Here is a 15,401-nt window from a genome sequence, read left to right as displayed (position 1 = left end):
CAATGATCAGTTGTGCCATTGAAGTGCGGGTACAAACTGCAGATTTTGCGGTAGAGCCTGTTTATCAGCTGTTGTTACAACAAAGCCCGGACTGCGGTGCCATTTGTTTTTTTGTCGGTAAAGTGCGGCAGTTTCAACCGGATGATTCGGGCCAGGACCAACAACAAACCAGCGCTTTATTGCTGGAACATTATCCGGGCATGACAGAGCTGGTGTTACAACAATTGGCCGAACAAGCCGCCAGCCGCTGGCCTTTGCAGCATATTCATCTTGTTCATAGAACAGGGCTGCTGGGGCCTAATGAGCAGATAGTGCTGGTGGCTGTCAGTTCACCACACAGAGCCGATAGTTTTGCCGCCACAGAGTTTTTAATGGATCAGCTGAAAAGTCAGGCGCCCTTTTGGAAAAAACAACAAAACCAGCAACAAAGCCAATGGCTGGAGTCAAAACACAGCGATCTGGCCGCGGCGCGGCGTTGGTATAAACCGGAGCAGTTACCGCAACTGTTAAAACCAGAGGCCCTGGATGCGCGGCCTTAAACTGTTTTTTGCTTGTCTTCTGGTCTGCTGTCATGCCGGAGCAACACAGCTGATTGCTGCTGCCTCAGATTTACGCTTAGTGCTGCCTGTGCTGTTGCGGCAGTATCAGGCGGAAACTGGCGTCAGCATTCAGCCGGTATTTGCCTCCTCCGGCAAGCTCAGTCAACAAATTCAGCATGGTGCGCCTTTTTCTCTGTTTCTGGCGGCTGATCCTCTGTATACCAATACCCTGCTGCAACACTGCAGCGCCGGACAGCAATGTCAGACCGGTGTATATGGCCGTGGCCAGTTGCTGCTTTGGTATCACAGTCGTTTTCAACATGCAGACCAAGCGCTGGCACAAAGCCAGCATATAGCGATAGCAGATCCAAACCACGCGCCTTATGGCAAAGCCGCTTTGGCTTATTTGCAACAGCACCAGCTCTGGCCACAACTGCAGCCCAAAATACGCCGCACTGATAATGCAGCTTTGGTGTTGCATTTATTGCGTACAGGTCAGGCCGAAGTGGGAATTGTCGGTCATGCGCTGTTGCCAGAGAGCAAGCTGCAGCAATTGCTGCCACAAGCCCAACAACAGCAGTTGCAGTTATTACAACAGCTGGGCCGGACAGAAGTTGTGCCTGCACATTTATATCCGCCCATCCGCCATAGCTGGTTTTATCGGGCGGACCAAAAACAACCAGACAGCTCACAACTTAAAATCAAAGCTTTTTTAGACTGGATGCTGGCGCCCGAACAACAGCAGTTCTGGTCCGACGCTGGCTTTAAGCGGGAGCACAACTAATGCTGTATCCGGCTGAATGGCAAGCCTTGTGGCTTACTGTCAAACTGGCGCTTTTAAGCAGTTTTTTCTTACTGCTGCTGACAGCTCCGCTGGCCTGGTGGCTTAGCCGTGGCCAAAGCACAGGACGTAATGCCATCAATGCGCTTTTGACTTTGCCTTTGGTGTTGCCCCCTACCGTATTAGGATTTTATTTAGTTTTGCTGTTAAGTCCGGATTCCTGGTTTAGCCAGTTATTACGCCTTGCTGGTATTGAAGCTTTGGCTTTTCGTTTTGAAGGCCTGGTACTGGCTTCTATGTTGTATTCGCTGCCTTTTGTGGTGCAGCCACTGCAGCAAGGTTTTGCGCAAATAGCACAGGAGCTGTTGGATCAAAACCGGGCTTTAGGTGCCAATAGCTGGCAGTTAATGACTCAGCTGATTTGGCCTTTAAGTCGCCCCGCTCTTTTTAGCGCTTTTATTTTAAGTTTTGCTCATACGCTGGGCGAGTTTGGCATAGTGCTGATGATAGGCGGCAATATTCCGGGTCAGACCCAGCTGCTGTCGATGTTGATTTATGATCAGGTCGAAAGCCTGAACTACGCCCGGGCTCATCTGTTATCCGGCTTGTTATTACTGTTTTCTTTTAGCGTGTTGTTTTGGTTGTATCAGCAACAGAGAGGGCAACAACAGAGAGGCCATAAATGAGTTTAGAACTAAAGCTTAACTGGTCTGTCAGTCGCTTTTGTTTGCAGCTGGACCTGCAACTGACTCACCACTGGATTGGGGTCTATGGCCAGTCCGGCAGTGGCAAAACAACTATGCTCAAAGCCATAGCGGGTTTACAGCCAGATGCCGCTGAACACTGCAGCTTTCGTGGCGAATTATGGCAACAAGGTCAATATCAAAGGTCTTTATCCAGCCGAAAAGCACTGTATCTGGCACCTGAAGCTTTGTTAATGCCACATAAAACCGGGTTGCAGCATCTGCAACTGGCCAGCGACTGGAGCAAGTCGCCTGAAGATCTAAATCAAATTATTCAGGACTTTGAACTGCAGCCCTTATTGGCTTTGTATCCGTCACAATTGTCATCTGGCCAGCAGCAAAAACTGGCGTTAGCCCAGGCTTTGATCACCAGGCCACAGCTTTTATTACTGGATGAGGCCGTCGCCCATCTGGACGGTCAGCAAAAAGCAGCGGTGCTGAAACAACTGAAACATTATCAGCAACAGCAAGGCTTTATGCTGCTGTGGGTCAGCCACCAAATGGAAGACTTATGCCTCTATTGTCAGGAGATTGTCTGGTTAAAACAGGGGCAACTGCAGCAACAACAACAGCTGTGGCCGCTGCAACAAGGCCAGACTTTTTATGCGATTTAACCTAAACAAGAGGCCAATGGTTGCAACAGCACTTGTTCTCCGGCTTTCACCCCTGAACCTTCGGCAGGCAACACCACCAGCGTATCTGCTCTGGCAAGCTCAATTAAAGCGGCCGAGCTTTGGCTGGCTGCTGGCACTACAAAACCAGCTTCAGCGTCCTCACTAAAACGCGCGCGTTGAAATTCCAGCCGCCCTGGCTTTTTACTAAAATCTGCAGCTGCAGTGGTATAAAAATCAGCTGGAGGCAAAGCTACAACTCCAGCTGCTTGTTGCAGCACTGGCAATACCAATTGTTGAAAAGTGATGGCTGCAGAGACCGGATTGCCCGGTAAACCAAAAAACCAGCACTGGCCCAGCTTGCCAAAAGCAAAAGGTTTACCAGGCTTTATTGCCACTTGCCAGAATTGCACCTGACCCAGCTCAGTTAACACCTGACGGGTAAAATCAGCTTGCCCCACAGATACACCACCTGAACAAATCAGCAGGTCGGCCTCTGTACTGGCCTGTAAAAAAGCCTGTTTCAGCAGAGCCGGATCGTCCGGCACTAATCCCAGATCCAGAGTGTCGCAGTCGAGTCGTTTTAAAGCGGCTTGTAATAAATATCTGTTGGCATCGTAACAATGACCTGGCTTTAACGGCTGACCTGGTTCTGTTAACTCATCACCAGTGGAGCAATAGGCCACTTTGAGTTTGTTATACACCTGAGCTCCGGCTAAACCAGAAGCCGCCAACACGGCCATATCCAAAGCCCCCATTCTGTGGCCCACTGCAAATAATAAAGCTCCAGCCGCTAAATCTTCGCCAACCCAGCGTATATGGTCGCCCTTTTTGTAACGTTGCTGTGGATCGGGCTGGAGTTTGCCTTGAGCAACAATGCAATATTCCTGCATCAACACAGTATCAGCACCTTCAGGAATGGCGGCCCCTGTCATCACCGCCATGGCCTGCCCTGCTTGCAGCGGGTCTTGTGCTTGTTGTCCGGCTAATACAGTGCCCACTAACTCTAAAGCAGCACCTGCTTTGATATCTTCATAACGCAGCGCATAACCATCCATAGCAGACTGAGTAAAAGCCGGCATAGCCACAGGGCTATAAACTGCTTCTGCCACTACTCTGTCTAAAAGTTGTGGCAAGGGGCAATACTGGCGTTGAATGGGTGCTGACACTTCGCTTAACATCAGCTGCAACGCCTCTGTCATAGTCAGGCTTTGTTGGTTTAAACAGGCGCTGTGGCTCATATTGTTTCTCCTTGTGTAGTGATTTCCGATGCAATCAGCGCCTTTAACTCAGGGATACAGGAACCACAGTTTGTGCCACATTTTAGCTGTTGCCCCAGTTGTTGATAACTATGGCAACCTTCACGAATAGCCGCACAAATTGACGCTTCCCGCACCTGAAAACAGCTGCAAATCACTGCACTTTGCATCTCACCAGAGCTGCTGCGCCCTGTCAGTAGCTGACGCCTTTCATTCAGACTGAGTTCTTTATTAAATTGCTGGTCCAGATACTCCAAAGCTAAATTCAGTGGTTCAGGGCTGATAAAGACACAACAACTTAACTGCTCTGCCTCAAAAGCTGCAGCTCTGTAATGGCCCAGGCTTAAAGCCTGACTACTCAGTTCGGGTTGGATAGCCAAGGAAGATAACCACAGCTGCAGCTTGGTTGGATCCAGCCCTGCACCAGCAGTAGCAGCCAGATCCATTTCCGCCAGTTCCAGATGGTAAAGCACAGTCTGCGCACTTTTTTGTTTGCTGGCATAGCCACTGCTGCGGCATAAAGGCCAAAGCAGCTCATCCAGTTCTGGTTTTAAAATCAGCCATACCTGCCAGTGCAAGCTTAAAGGCTGAATTTGCACTTGTGCTTGTTTTAACGCTGGCTGGCCTGAGACCGGATCCACCAAAGCGGGCACCAGCACATCACAACGGCCCTTGCTGCTAAATTGATCTGTCCAATGAATAGGCACAAAACATTCACCACTGCGCTGCGCTTCAGTCAGCCGGACGCGAGCGTCCATCTGGCCTAATGAATTCGACAGCCGCGCCAAACCACCATCCGTCAGCCCGAATTGTTGGGCGTCCAGTGGATGCAGTTCCAGAAAAGGTTCGGCTCTGTGTTGCAGTAAAGAAGCGGCACGGCCTGTTCTGGTCATGCTGTGCCACTGATCCCGGACTCTTCCCGTGTTCAGCAGCAAATGATCCCTGGCCAGCTCAGCGCTCTGTTGCTGCGATACCGCAATAAATCGTGCCTTACCAGAGGGCGTATAAAACTGACCATCAGCACCTAAACGACTGGCACCCTTTGGGTATTTGTGATTCACCGGCCATTGCACAGGCGCTAAGTCCTGATACTGCTGCGCTGTTAAGTGCATCAAACCGGATAAATCAAAAGCGCGCTGGCCTGTGTTCTGATAGGCAGATAAAGCGGCATGTTCGGCAAAAATGGCGGCAGGCCCTGCATAAGTAAAATGTTCAGCAAATCCCATAGCTTTGGCAACATCACAGATCATCTGCCAGTCATGCCGGGCTAAGCCTGGAGCGGGTAATAAAGTACGCTGCCTGGAAATACGCCGTTCTGAATTGGTGACAGTGCCATCTTTTTCACTCCAGCCTGTGGCAGGTAGAACTATATCAGCACAGGCTATAGTGTCGGTGTGTGTGACAATGTCGGAGACTATCACCAAAGGACAAGCTTCTAAGGCGGCTTTGACCCTGTTGGCTTCCGGCATACTGACTAGCGGGTTAGTCGCCATAATCCAGATGGCTTTAATCTCACCACGCTCCACAGCCTCAAATAAATCCACAGCTTTGTAGCCGGGCTGACGACAGATATTCGGCGCTTGCCAGAATTGCCGCACCAGTTCGATATCGGCGTTTTGGCTGTAATCCATATGAGCCGCCAGTTGATTAGCCAGGCCCCCAACTTCGCGGCCCCCCATCGCATTGGGCTGACCTGTTAATGAAAAAGGCCCACAACCTGCTTTGCCTATACGACCTGTTGCCAGATGGCAGTTGATAATAGCGTTGACTTTATCTGTGCCGTTTTGTGCCTGATTTACCCCTTGCGAAAACAAAGTTAAGGTTAAAGGTTCATCAACAAAACAACGATAAAAAGCGTCCACTTGTGCCGGAGGCAGATCACAGCCCATAGCAACCTGTTCAATAGTGCCCGCTTGTTGTTGTGCACTTAGCAAAGCTTCAGAAAACCCTTCGGTATGGGCATTGATAAAGTTCTGATCCAGCTGCTGCTCTGCGGCTATAAAACTCAGCAAACCATTAAACAACAACAGATCTGTGCCGGGTTTGAGCGCCAGATGCAGATCAGCGCCTTCACAACTGGCTGAGCGACGTGGATCTATCACGATAATTGTCCGGCCTGGGTCTTGTTGTTTACAGGCCTGAATACGCTGAAACAACACAGGATGATTCCAGGCCATATTAGCGCCCACCAGAATATAACAACGGGCCAGCTCAATATCGGCATAACAACCCGGCACTATATCGGCACCAAAAGCTCTTTTGTGGCCAGCCACAGTAGAGGCCATACAGAGCCTGGAATTGGTGTCGACATGAGGGCTGCCAATAAAACCTTTCATCAGTTTATTGGCGACATAATAATCTTCAGTCAGCAGTTGGCCGGATAAATACATAGCCACAGAGGCAGGGCCATGTTCGGCAATAATGGCACTAAGGCGGCTGGACACTGCATCTATAGCTTCAGGCCAGCTCACAGTCTGACCATCCACTTTGGGCGCCAGCAGGCGGCCTTGTTCACCCAAGGTCTGAGCCAAAGCGGAACCTTTGACACATAAACGACCAAAATTGGCCGGATGCCCGCTATCACCTGAGATCTGTAGATCAGTCTGGCCTTCACTACGAATTCCACAACCCACGCCACAATAGGGGCAAGTGCTTAGCCTCTGCATCTATGATCCTCTTTAATAAAAAAAACGCCCGTCTCTGCCTCTGAAAAAGAAACAGTAAGACGAGCGCCTTTGCTCATAATAGTGTAGAGAGATTAAGCAAAGCCGATGCCAACCCCGGTCTGCTGAGTTTTGGCTGGCTCTGGCCTGATCACATGGCTTGATAAAGAGAATAGAGCTTTATTCTGGTGCAGCCTGACCTAAAAAAGTGCAGTGGGATCTGACTTAAAGTGAAACAGCACATACAGGGCAATGCGGTTTTTTAGCAATCTGCAGTTGTTGCCACTGACTAAAAAGCGCATCAAAACACCAGAGTTTTCCGGCCAGCTCTGACCCTAAACCAGCCAGTATTTTTATAGCTTCCAAAGCAGTCAGACTGCCGATGACTCCAACCAGAGGAGATAACACGCCCTGATCCAGACAACTGAATTCCTGCTGGGTCAACGTGCTGCTGTAACAGCAATAACAAGGGCTACTGGCAGACACAGGGAAATAACTGATTTGACCTTCCAACCTCACAGCTGCAGCACTGAGCAAAGGTTTTTGTTGTTGATAACAGGCAGCTTGTAACTGCTGGCGGCTATCCAGGTTGTCGGTGCAATCAAGCACTAAATCAAATTCAGCCAGCCTGCAGCCAAGACTTTCAGCCGTTACTTGTTCAGACCAGCTTTGCAGGCTACAGGCCGGATTCAGCAGCTGCAGTTTTTGCTGTGCCACCTGCACTTTGTCTAAACCCAGATCGGCATCCTGATACAACAGTTGCCTTGGTAAATTACTTAAGCTTACCTGGTCAAAATCAACCAGCGTTAAGTACCCAAGGCCTGAGCTGACCAGATAAGGCGCAGCAGCAGAGCCCACACCACCCAAGCCCACTAATAACACTTTTTTTTCTGCAAGTTGCTGCTGGCGATCCTCGTTCCACTGTGTCAGCAGAAAATGCCTGCTATACCTTAATTGCTCTGTCATCTGAAAGGCTGACCACCAAAACGATAGAAAGGGGTCAAAAATATGAGCATTTATTGTGCCAGCTCACAAAATTGATAAAAACTGCAATCTCGTATTGCCTTTCATTGTATTCTTGATTATAAAGCGGCTCGCATTAAACCTGAATTAAATCCACAGCAGAGGTCACAGCTCAAGTGCCAGTGAAAATAGCGCCAAAAGATATCAAGCTGGGTTATGCCATTAAGCTACCTGTCGGCTGGATGAAACATCCATTTCTGACCAATAAACTGGTGGTGGAGTCTTTGCAGCAGATCCGGATTATTCAGTCACTGGAACTGGACTATGTGTATTTTTATCCGGAGCGTAGCTCTGTTGTAGCAGATACAGCAATGAACACTATGGACAGCCCTATGGCTCAAAACATAGATGATTTGCAACGCCGCACAGAAATGCAACAGGATAAAGAGCAGCGTATAGAACAAGCCAAAGCCCACAGACGCGAGCTGCAAAAAACTGAAAAAGCCTTTGCCCAGTCCATGGCGCAAGTGCGTAATCTGATGACTAAAGTACAAGGCCGTCCACTGAATGCCATTGAAGATGCCAGCCAACTGATTAGCAATCTGGCTGATACCATTTTAAGTGAAGACGCTTTGGTGTTACACCTGATATCACAAGCAGGCAAAGAACAGGAGTCTATGTACTTTCACGTCTTAAACGTCTCCATTCTGGCAATGATGCTGGCAAAAAACTTAAACTACAGTGCAGACGAAGTGAAGTGGACAGGTTTAGGTGCTATGTTCCATGACATAGGAAAACTGAAAATCCCCAGCCAGATTTTACGTAAAACTACAGCTTTAAGCGCTCCTGAGCTGAATTTTCTGAAACTTCATCCCAAACTTGGTCTCGATTTGCTGGGCCTGACCCAACAATTTCCGGCACAAGCCAAAGCTATAGTAGAACAACATCATGAGTATCTGGATGGCAGTGGTTATCCGGCGGCTTTAAAAGCAGGGCAAATTAATAAGCTGGCCCGTATTGTTGCTGTAGTGAATGAATTTGATAACCTCTGCCATCCGCTTGATATGTCACAGGCCCGTTCGCCTCACCATGCTTTATCCCTGATGTATAAAACCATGAAAGGCAAACTTGGCGATCTGGAAATGAAAGTTATGATCAAGATGATGGGAATTTATCCGCCGGGCACAGTGGTACTGCTGTCCGACAAAAGAGTGGGTATAGTGATGGCAGTGAACTCAGACTCTATGCTCTACCCTGATGTGCTGATTTATGATGCCGATGTTCCCCGCCTTGAAGCCGCAATAGTCACTCTGGCAGCCAATAAGCTATCGGTAGAGAAAGTGGTTAAACCTAAAGCCCTGCCACCAGAGGTCTTTGCTTATTTAAATCCACGTGCTCAGGTCAGTTATTTTGTACAACAAAAAAACTGAATAAAGTCATAATCTTCCGCATACTTAGCTGGTCGAGTTGGATATTCAGCTACGATAGTCTGGTATTTACCTCTATAATGTCAGACCAGTTACAAAACCTTGGTTGAGTGGCTGTATACAAACCTCTTCTCAGCTGTCAGGATGTATTAAGCTGAATTTTTAAACTGCCTCGCGCAGATGACGTAAAGCGTTCAATAAAGTGATTTTATTGCCCGCCGGACAGAACTAAAAATTTATGATTGATCATCCACCATCAGAGTTACTGCTGTCATTTATCTGGTTATTGGCATTAGTTGCCGGTATAGCCTGGTGTTTAATGGCCCATCCACTGCGTGTCGCTCCCAAAGCCAGTTTTCGGTTTTTTGCTGCCAATATGGCATTAGGCAGTGGTATTTATTTACTAACCTTACGCACCCCAGACGCCAATTTATTAAACTGGTTTCTTGCTGATATGGCCATACTTAGCAGCTTTATGCTGATTGGCTGGGGTATTCAGCAATTGTTTAAACTGCAATCAAGTGTAAAACGGGATTGCCTGATCCTGCTGCTCACTGCTGTATTGATGCTGGCAGGTCAGTTACAACAACTGCATCCAATTTTTCTGGGCGTGGTGTTTTCCGTCACAGCCACAGTGTTTTCGTTTTCAGCCAGCCGCACTAACTTTCAAGCCATACAAAAGGATTTTGGTTTTCCTGCCGCTTGCCTGATGTCCGCCCCTTTGTTTGTGATGACCATTATTTTTTTCGTCCGCACTCTGATCCTGCTGTGGCCAGACACTCAGGCAGATGCTTTTGTTGCTACTTATACAGATGAAGCTATACCCTTATTATGGTCTTATGTCATCCTGACGCTGGCTATAAATATAGTGATGGTAGGAGGCGCTTTAGCGCGATTGGTTGCTAAAATCCGTCAGTTTGCCGAGCGGGACCAGTTAACAGGTTTATGGAACAGAAGAGCAGCATTAAAAAAATTACAGGAAATGCACGAGCAGTGGCAGAAACAACAACAAAGCTACAGCCTGATTCTGCTGGACTTAGACCATTTTAAACTGATTAATGACAGCTTAGGCCATGACGCTGGTGATGCCGCTTTACGTCGCTGTGCTACCACTTTATCTGCTGTGGTGCGTACTCAGGATCTGGTTAGCCGTTATGGTGGCGAAGAGTTTTTATTGCTGTTCCCAGGAGTATCTGCCACTGAATTGCCTCTGATCGCCGAAAAAATCAGGTTTACTCTGTCAGGCTGCCAGCTGATTTGGCAAAACAACCCCATAGAACTCAGCGCCAGTCTGGGTTATATCACAGTCTATCCTGGGGCTAAAGCCGAACATCTGCTGACATTGGCAGATCAAGCTATGTATCAGGCAAAGGCCGAAGGTCGGAATAAAGCCTGTCTTGCCGTTGTTAGTTAGCAACTTAGCTTCTGTCTGGGTCTGGCTGAGCTGTGCTACTTAAAATCAGCTGCTGAATAATACGATCCGCCTGAGTTTTGTAGAGCGCCCATTGTTGGTAATTGCCTTGGGTCAGTACCAACACCATATCCAGAGTAGGAAACACGGCAATATATTGACCGCCATCCCCTTCGGCAGTGTAATAAGACACGCCATCCTGCTGTCGTAACCAGAAATAGTAACCATAATCTCCGGCTGGGCTTTTGGCCTGACGGCTGGTCATCTGCTGCACCCAGCCGGATGGCAGTAGCTGTTCGCCTTGCCACTGACCTTGCTGTAAATACAAAACACCTAACTTGAGCATATCCCGTGAGGTGAGCCATAAACGGGCCGAACCTTCTGGTACGCCGTCGGGTTGAGTGTCCCAGCGGTAATTCGTAAAACCTAACTTATCAAACAGTTGCTGTTTGGCCCAGGGCCGCAAAGGCTGTTTTAACTGCTGCTGTAGCAGCGTTAACAGCAGATTAGGTAAAGCACTGTTATAAGCCCAGCTTTTGCCAGGTCCGGTATTGGGCTGTTGCAGCAGGTGATCGGTAAAATTTTGGTGCTGCCACAACGTCACCAAATCCTGCCCTGTCCATTCATCCCAGACAAATCCTGCCTGCATCGACAACAGCTGATGCAGGCTAATACTGGCTTTGAGTGGATCCGCTTTGATCACAGGGTGTTGAGGTAACAACTGCGCCAAAGTGGCATCAACAGTCAGACCTGTCTGCTGCAAGGCAATACCGGTTAAAGTGGCTGTCACAGCTTTGGTCACTGAAGCCACATAATGCGGTTTATCCGCAGTCCAGACAAAATCCTGCGACCCTTTCACCAACTTGATCCCTTGTTCAAAGTTGATAAAGTCGTTATTGCCCTTTTGATAAAGCTCCAGTACCAAAGCGCCTGATTTATACAGCAACAGACTATGTACTTGCTGATAACCACTTGTTGTCTTGTCCTGCAGTTGCAAAAGCAACTGATGCAAAACTTGCTCATTCAAGCTTTGAGTTGCAGGCCTTTGCACTGGCAAAGCCGGGTCTGGCGTCTTGTGCTGATGAAACTGGATTTTGTCCTGTGATGGCGTGCTCTGCGCCAAAGCAGGTAAAAAAGCACCACACAAAACAGCACCCATGATCAGCCCTTTGCCCGCAGCAGACAACATCTGTCAGAACGCCACTGTACGGCCAAGCTGCTGACTTTGTTGAGCCAGTTCGATCAGCCGGATCCCTTGCAAAGCTTGTTTTGCAGAAACAGGGCTGGCTTTACCTTGTTGCAGGGCGGCCACCAGTTGCTGATAAAACAGCTGATAATTGCCAGCTAAGGTTGGATAAATTCTTTGTCCGTCCGCTTTAGCCAAGACCCCATACAGAGCTTCAGACTCCAGCCCCCAGCTTACACCTTGCGGTTTTTGTCCAGCCCTTAACGCATCTTCCTGTGGATCTAAGCCTGTTTTATGATAAGAACCTAAATCGCCCTGCAAAATAAATCGAGTAGTCGGCACTGCACAAAAAGGACTGGAATGCAGCACTACTTCTTTATCTGTGTAATGCAGCAATAAGTGGAAATAATCCACTGCCTCACTGCCCTGACGTAAAGCGCGACAACGGGCAGTTAACGCCTCTGGTGCACCAAATAATGCGATGGCCTGGTCAATCAAATGAGGCCCTAAGTCATACAAAATACCGGTTCCAGCGCCTTGTTGCTCACGCCAGCGTGGCCTTGGCACAGGCCGGAAACGGTCAAAATGCGATTCAAAATAACGGATAACCCCAAGCTCCTCAGACTCAAGCAGTTGCTGTAATGTCAGAAAATCCCCATCAAAACGCCTGTTATGGTAAACAAAAAGCTGGCGCTGCAGCTTCTCAGCCAGCTCAAACAGCTCCCTCCCTTGTGTTTCTGTCAGCACAAAAGGTTTTTCCACCAGCAGATGTTTTCCGGCCAACAAAGCTTGTTTTGCCAGCGGATAATGACTGTCATTAGGGGAGGTGATCACGATCAGTTCAGCATCCGATACACGGATCAGCTCTTCGCCATTTTGATAATGCTGTAACTGTGGGTAATCAGATTTGAGTTCAGGCTGACGGCTGCTGATCGCCACCAGTTCCAGCTCTGGTTGCTGAACAATAAAAGGCAAATGAAAGGTTTTGGCAGACAAGCCATAACCAATAACAGCGGTTTTGATCATTAGAACTCCGGCAACATGACAACGACAGGCTTTGCTATCAGACGCATCAAAAAATAAAGCTAAGCTATCAGATACCCGCCTTGTTGCCTACTTTGCTAAGGCAAGACTAAAGTTCTACCGGATAACCTGCGTCCAACCAGGCCTGAAAGCCACCTGCTACAGAATAAACTGTACTAAACCCCATGTTTTGCAGGGAGTCAGCCGCCAATGCAGAACGGGCACCCGATCGACAGATCAAATAAATAGGTTTTGTTGCCAACAATTCCAGTGCAGCCTGACTGTCACAGTGTGAACCAATGCTGGGATGCTGATGGATACGCATTTCCAGCACCCCACGTGGATAATTCACTGAACGATGGATATAACCCTGAACAACCTCATCCTGCTCCCGCACATCAACCAAAATAGTCTTATGATCCTGCAAAGCCAGGGCTAATTCTTGTACTGACACTTCGACAATTCTGTTTTTTGCGTCATTGACCAACTGCTGTGAACTTTTCATAACTTTCCTTTACCAGGTTATAAAACGGATTGAGTAAGAACCAGGCTGGCCATGAGCACTAAAAATACTGAGAAAGATTTTTGCAGCTTTTCTTTGGGTAACAAATGCCCAATCCATACGCCTAAAAAACTGCCTGCCACACCACCAGCGATCATGATAGAAATCACCAACCAATCAAAAGACTGATGCTGCATCGTCAGCACTTCATAGTATTTGGCAAAACCAACAAAAGACTTCAGCGCAATAATCAGCAAACTGGTGCCGACCGCCATCGCCATTGGAACACCGCCCAGCAACACCAGTGCCGGTACAATAAGGAAACCGCCCCCTACACCAACAAAGCCTGTGATCAGCCCAACAACCAATCCATCCAGCACCACTTTAGTTCTATTCATTTTGCCCTGAAGCTGCGGTGTTTGATTGCCACGCCACATCATCACCGCAGCCACAACCATCAGGACCACAAAAACGGACAACTGAACCACGCTGTCCACTAAAGTGCCTAACCAGGCCCCACCATAAGTACCAGCCATGCCCGGAATACCAAACAGCAACACATGGGGCCAGGACACTTTTTTATTTCTTATATTCGGGATACTGCCAAACAAGCTGATGCCAGCGACTATCAATAAGGAAGACGCTATCGCCATAGAAGCGGGCATATCCACCAGATACATCAACACAGGAACTGTCAGAATAGAGCCCCCTGAGCCAAAAACTCCCAGACTGACACCTATAAGTAAAGCACCCAAAATGGCATGGATCATAAGTGACTCCCTCTAATAACCATTAAAAAACCCTAACAACTCAAAGCTGATTCAGAGGGATTTTTAAGTACACTTTTCCGGTCTCGTCAGCAGGCGGCATATGCCCGGCCCTGATATTGATCTGAATCGAAGGCAAAATAAGCCGTGGCATCTCGAGAGTGGCATCACGGGCTTGCCTTTTGGCAACAAACTGCTGCTCTGAGATCCCATCTTGTACATGGATATTCCGCTCACGCTGCTCCCCTACCGTAGTGACATACTCATGTTCACGCCCTTGAGTTGGATAGTCGTGACAGACATAAATTTGTGTAGTTTTGGGTAAGGCGAATAGCTTGTTGATCGACTGAAATAAGCTGGAAGCATCGCCGCCGGGGAAATCACAACGTGCAGTGCCGACATCTGGCATAAACAAGGTATCGCCAACAAAAGCCGCTTTTTCATTAATCAGATAGGTTAAATCCGCAGGTGTATGACCCGGTGTATGTACCACCCGAATCTGCATAGTTCCAAGCTGCAGTACTTCGCCATCTTCAAATAAATGGTCAAATTGGGCACCATTAGGTAAAAACTCTTTTTCCAGATTAAAAACCTCTTTAAAAATGGCCTGCACTTGCCTGATCTTTGCACCTATACCCACTTTTGCACCCAGTTTCTCCCTGAAAAATGGCGCTGCTGACAGATGATCGGCATGGGCATGAGTCTCAAGAACCCAAGCCACTGTCATCTGATTCTGCTGAATATAAGCCAGCATCCGCTCTGCACCTGCAGTGGAGGTTCGTCCGGATTTGTAATCAAAATCCAACACCGGATCGATCACTACCGCTTGTTTAGTGGCAACATCAGATACAACATAACTAAAGGTTTCACTGTCGTTATCCAAAAAAGCCTGAACCTGAAAATCACTCATCATATGCTCCTAAGGGAACGCCTGGCGCTCCGTCATCACTGAACTAAAAGTTCTGAACACTAAGATCCTGATGCTGACACAGCGCATCGACCCGCTGTGTTGCTTAAACCACAGCCATTAATTCGAATTAAGTATAAGCATATACCAAAAAGAGATAAACATATTAGATAAAACTAATTAAATTTGGCAAATCACTCTTTGTTTGATGTGCATCAAACTTCAGTTTTCGAGACTCATTAGATTAGAGATGACTGAACTACAACAACCTTTATAACTGTTTTATTGAATTCATAAGGAAAACAATGATGCAAAAAAATGTGGGTGGTCTGGATAAAATAGTTCGGGTAAGTGCTGGGGTAGTGCTGATCGCATTCGCAGTGCTTGATGTGATTGCCCCTTGGGGTTGGCTGGGTGTCATACCCCTGTTGACCGGAGTTGTAGGAGTTTGCCCGCTGTACAGCCTGCTGGGTATTAATTCCTGCCGAGTCTCGAAATAGAGGTTCTTACGGGCTTCACTAAAAACAGGCCGGCCATGCTTTAATTGAAAGCAACCGACTGAACTGTTGTCGCCAGACAGCTTTGCGGATTTGAAACATAAAAAAACCAGCTCAAGGCT

Annotated in this window: 15 protein-coding genes; 7 read left to right on the top strand and 8 right to left on the bottom strand. The window is 48.0% G+C overall.

What is annotated here, in order from left to right:
• Nucleotides 1-2: 2 nt before the first annotated feature.
• From J2W69_RS16290 to J2W69_RS16275, 4 genes are read left to right on the top strand one after another with little or no spacing between them, the layout of a single operon-like run.
• Entirely contained in the window at nt 3-539 is a 537-nt protein-coding gene (locus J2W69_RS16290; protein WP_310280518.1) for a molybdenum cofactor biosynthesis protein MoaE, read from the top strand.
• The gene (gene modA, locus J2W69_RS16285; protein WP_310280516.1) at nt 526-1,323 is read left to right on the top strand and encodes a molybdate ABC transporter substrate-binding protein; all 798 of its coding nucleotides are present in this window, start codon (nt 526-528) and stop codon (nt 1,321-1,323) included. The genes J2W69_RS16290 and modA overlap by 14 nt, the downstream gene beginning before the upstream one ends.
• Nucleotides 1,323-2,006 carry a molybdate ABC transporter permease subunit gene (modB, locus tag J2W69_RS16280; protein ID WP_310280514.1) on the top strand — a complete coding sequence of 228 codons (684 nt, stop codon included), beginning with the start codon at nt 1,323-1,325 and terminating at the stop codon, nt 2,004-2,006. Before modA ends, modB begins: the two co-directional genes overlap by 1 nt.
• Entirely contained in the window at nt 2,003-2,677 is a 675-nt protein-coding gene (locus J2W69_RS16275; RefSeq protein WP_310280512.1) for an ATP-binding cassette domain-containing protein, read from the top strand. Before modB ends, J2W69_RS16275 begins: the two co-directional genes overlap by 4 nt.
• On the opposite strand, the gene moeA is transcribed toward J2W69_RS16275, so the two are convergent.
• The 3 genes from moeA to J2W69_RS16260 form a co-directional block, all read right to left on the bottom strand.
• A complete protein-coding gene (moeA, locus tag J2W69_RS16270; protein ID WP_310280510.1) occupies nt 2,674-3,915 on the bottom strand; it encodes a molybdopterin molybdotransferase MoeA in 1,242 nt (413 codons plus the stop codon). The two genes, J2W69_RS16275 and moeA, sit on opposite strands and share 4 nt — an antisense overlap.
• Nucleotides 3,912-6,599, bottom strand: a complete 2,688-nt coding sequence (locus tag J2W69_RS16265; RefSeq protein WP_310280508.1) for a nitrate reductase — start codon at nt 6,597-6,599, stop codon at nt 3,912-3,914. The genes moeA and J2W69_RS16265 overlap by 4 nt, the downstream gene beginning before the upstream one ends.
• 222 nt (nt 6,600-6,821) lie before the next feature.
• Nucleotides 6,822-7,562 carry a HesA/MoeB/ThiF family protein gene (locus J2W69_RS16260; protein ID WP_310280506.1) on the bottom strand — a complete coding sequence of 247 codons (741 nt, stop codon included), beginning with the start codon at nt 7,560-7,562 and terminating at the stop codon, nt 6,822-6,824.
• A gap of 173 nt (nt 7,563-7,735) precedes the next feature.
• On the opposite strand from J2W69_RS16260, the gene J2W69_RS16255 reads away from it, so the two are divergent.
• The gene (locus J2W69_RS16255) at nt 7,736-8,989 is read left to right on the top strand and encodes a cyclic di-GMP phosphodiesterase (RefSeq protein ID WP_310280504.1); all 1,254 of its coding nucleotides are present in this window, start codon (nt 7,736-7,738) and stop codon (nt 8,987-8,989) included.
• A 235-nt stretch (nt 8,990-9,224) separates the two neighbouring features.
• Nucleotides 9,225-10,400, top strand: coding sequence for a GGDEF domain-containing protein (locus tag J2W69_RS16250; protein ID WP_310280502.1), 1,176 nt, complete (start codon nt 9,225-9,227; stop codon nt 10,398-10,400).
• Between the two features lie 4 nt (nt 10,401-10,404).
• Here the strand turns inward: J2W69_RS16250 and J2W69_RS16245 are convergent, their stop codons facing one another.
• From J2W69_RS16245 to J2W69_RS16225, 5 genes are all read right to left on the bottom strand, one after another.
• Nucleotides 10,405-11,556, bottom strand: coding sequence for a serine hydrolase domain-containing protein (locus J2W69_RS16245; protein WP_310280500.1), 1,152 nt, complete (start codon nt 11,554-11,556; stop codon nt 10,405-10,407).
• Nucleotides 11,557-11,589: 33 nt separating this feature from the next.
• Entirely contained in the window at nt 11,590-12,609 is a 1,020-nt protein-coding gene (locus tag J2W69_RS16240; protein WP_310280498.1) for an oxidoreductase, read from the bottom strand.
• A 106-nt stretch (nt 12,610-12,715) separates the two neighbouring features.
• Nucleotides 12,716-13,111 carry a rhodanese-like domain-containing protein gene (locus tag J2W69_RS16235; protein WP_310280496.1) on the bottom strand — a complete coding sequence of 132 codons (396 nt, stop codon included), beginning with the start codon at nt 13,109-13,111 and terminating at the stop codon, nt 12,716-12,718.
• A 17-nt stretch (nt 13,112-13,128) separates the two neighbouring features.
• Nucleotides 13,129-13,878, bottom strand: a complete 750-nt coding sequence (locus J2W69_RS16230; protein ID WP_310280494.1) for a sulfite exporter TauE/SafE family protein — start codon at nt 13,876-13,878, stop codon at nt 13,129-13,131.
• A gap of 40 nt (nt 13,879-13,918) precedes the next feature.
• The gene (locus J2W69_RS16225; protein ID WP_310280492.1) at nt 13,919-14,785 is read right to left on the bottom strand and encodes an MBL fold metallo-hydrolase; all 867 of its coding nucleotides are present in this window, start codon (nt 14,783-14,785) and stop codon (nt 13,919-13,921) included.
• Nucleotides 14,786-15,087: 302 nt separating this feature from the next.
• Here J2W69_RS16225 and J2W69_RS16220 point away from each other — a divergent pair, with 302 nt between their 5' ends.
• Nucleotides 15,088-15,282, top strand: coding sequence for a YgaP family membrane protein (locus tag J2W69_RS16220; RefSeq protein WP_310280490.1), 195 nt, complete (start codon nt 15,088-15,090; stop codon nt 15,280-15,282).
• The last annotated feature ends 119 nt before the right edge of the window (nt 15,283-15,401 follow it).

It is taken from the genome of Rheinheimera soli, from assembly GCF_031457405.1.
Lineage (GTDB): Bacteria > Pseudomonadota > Gammaproteobacteria > Enterobacterales > Alteromonadaceae > Pararheinheimera > Pararheinheimera soli_A.
Note: the sequence above shows the minus strand (reverse complement) of the source record. Positions and strands in the feature narration are given on the sequence as shown.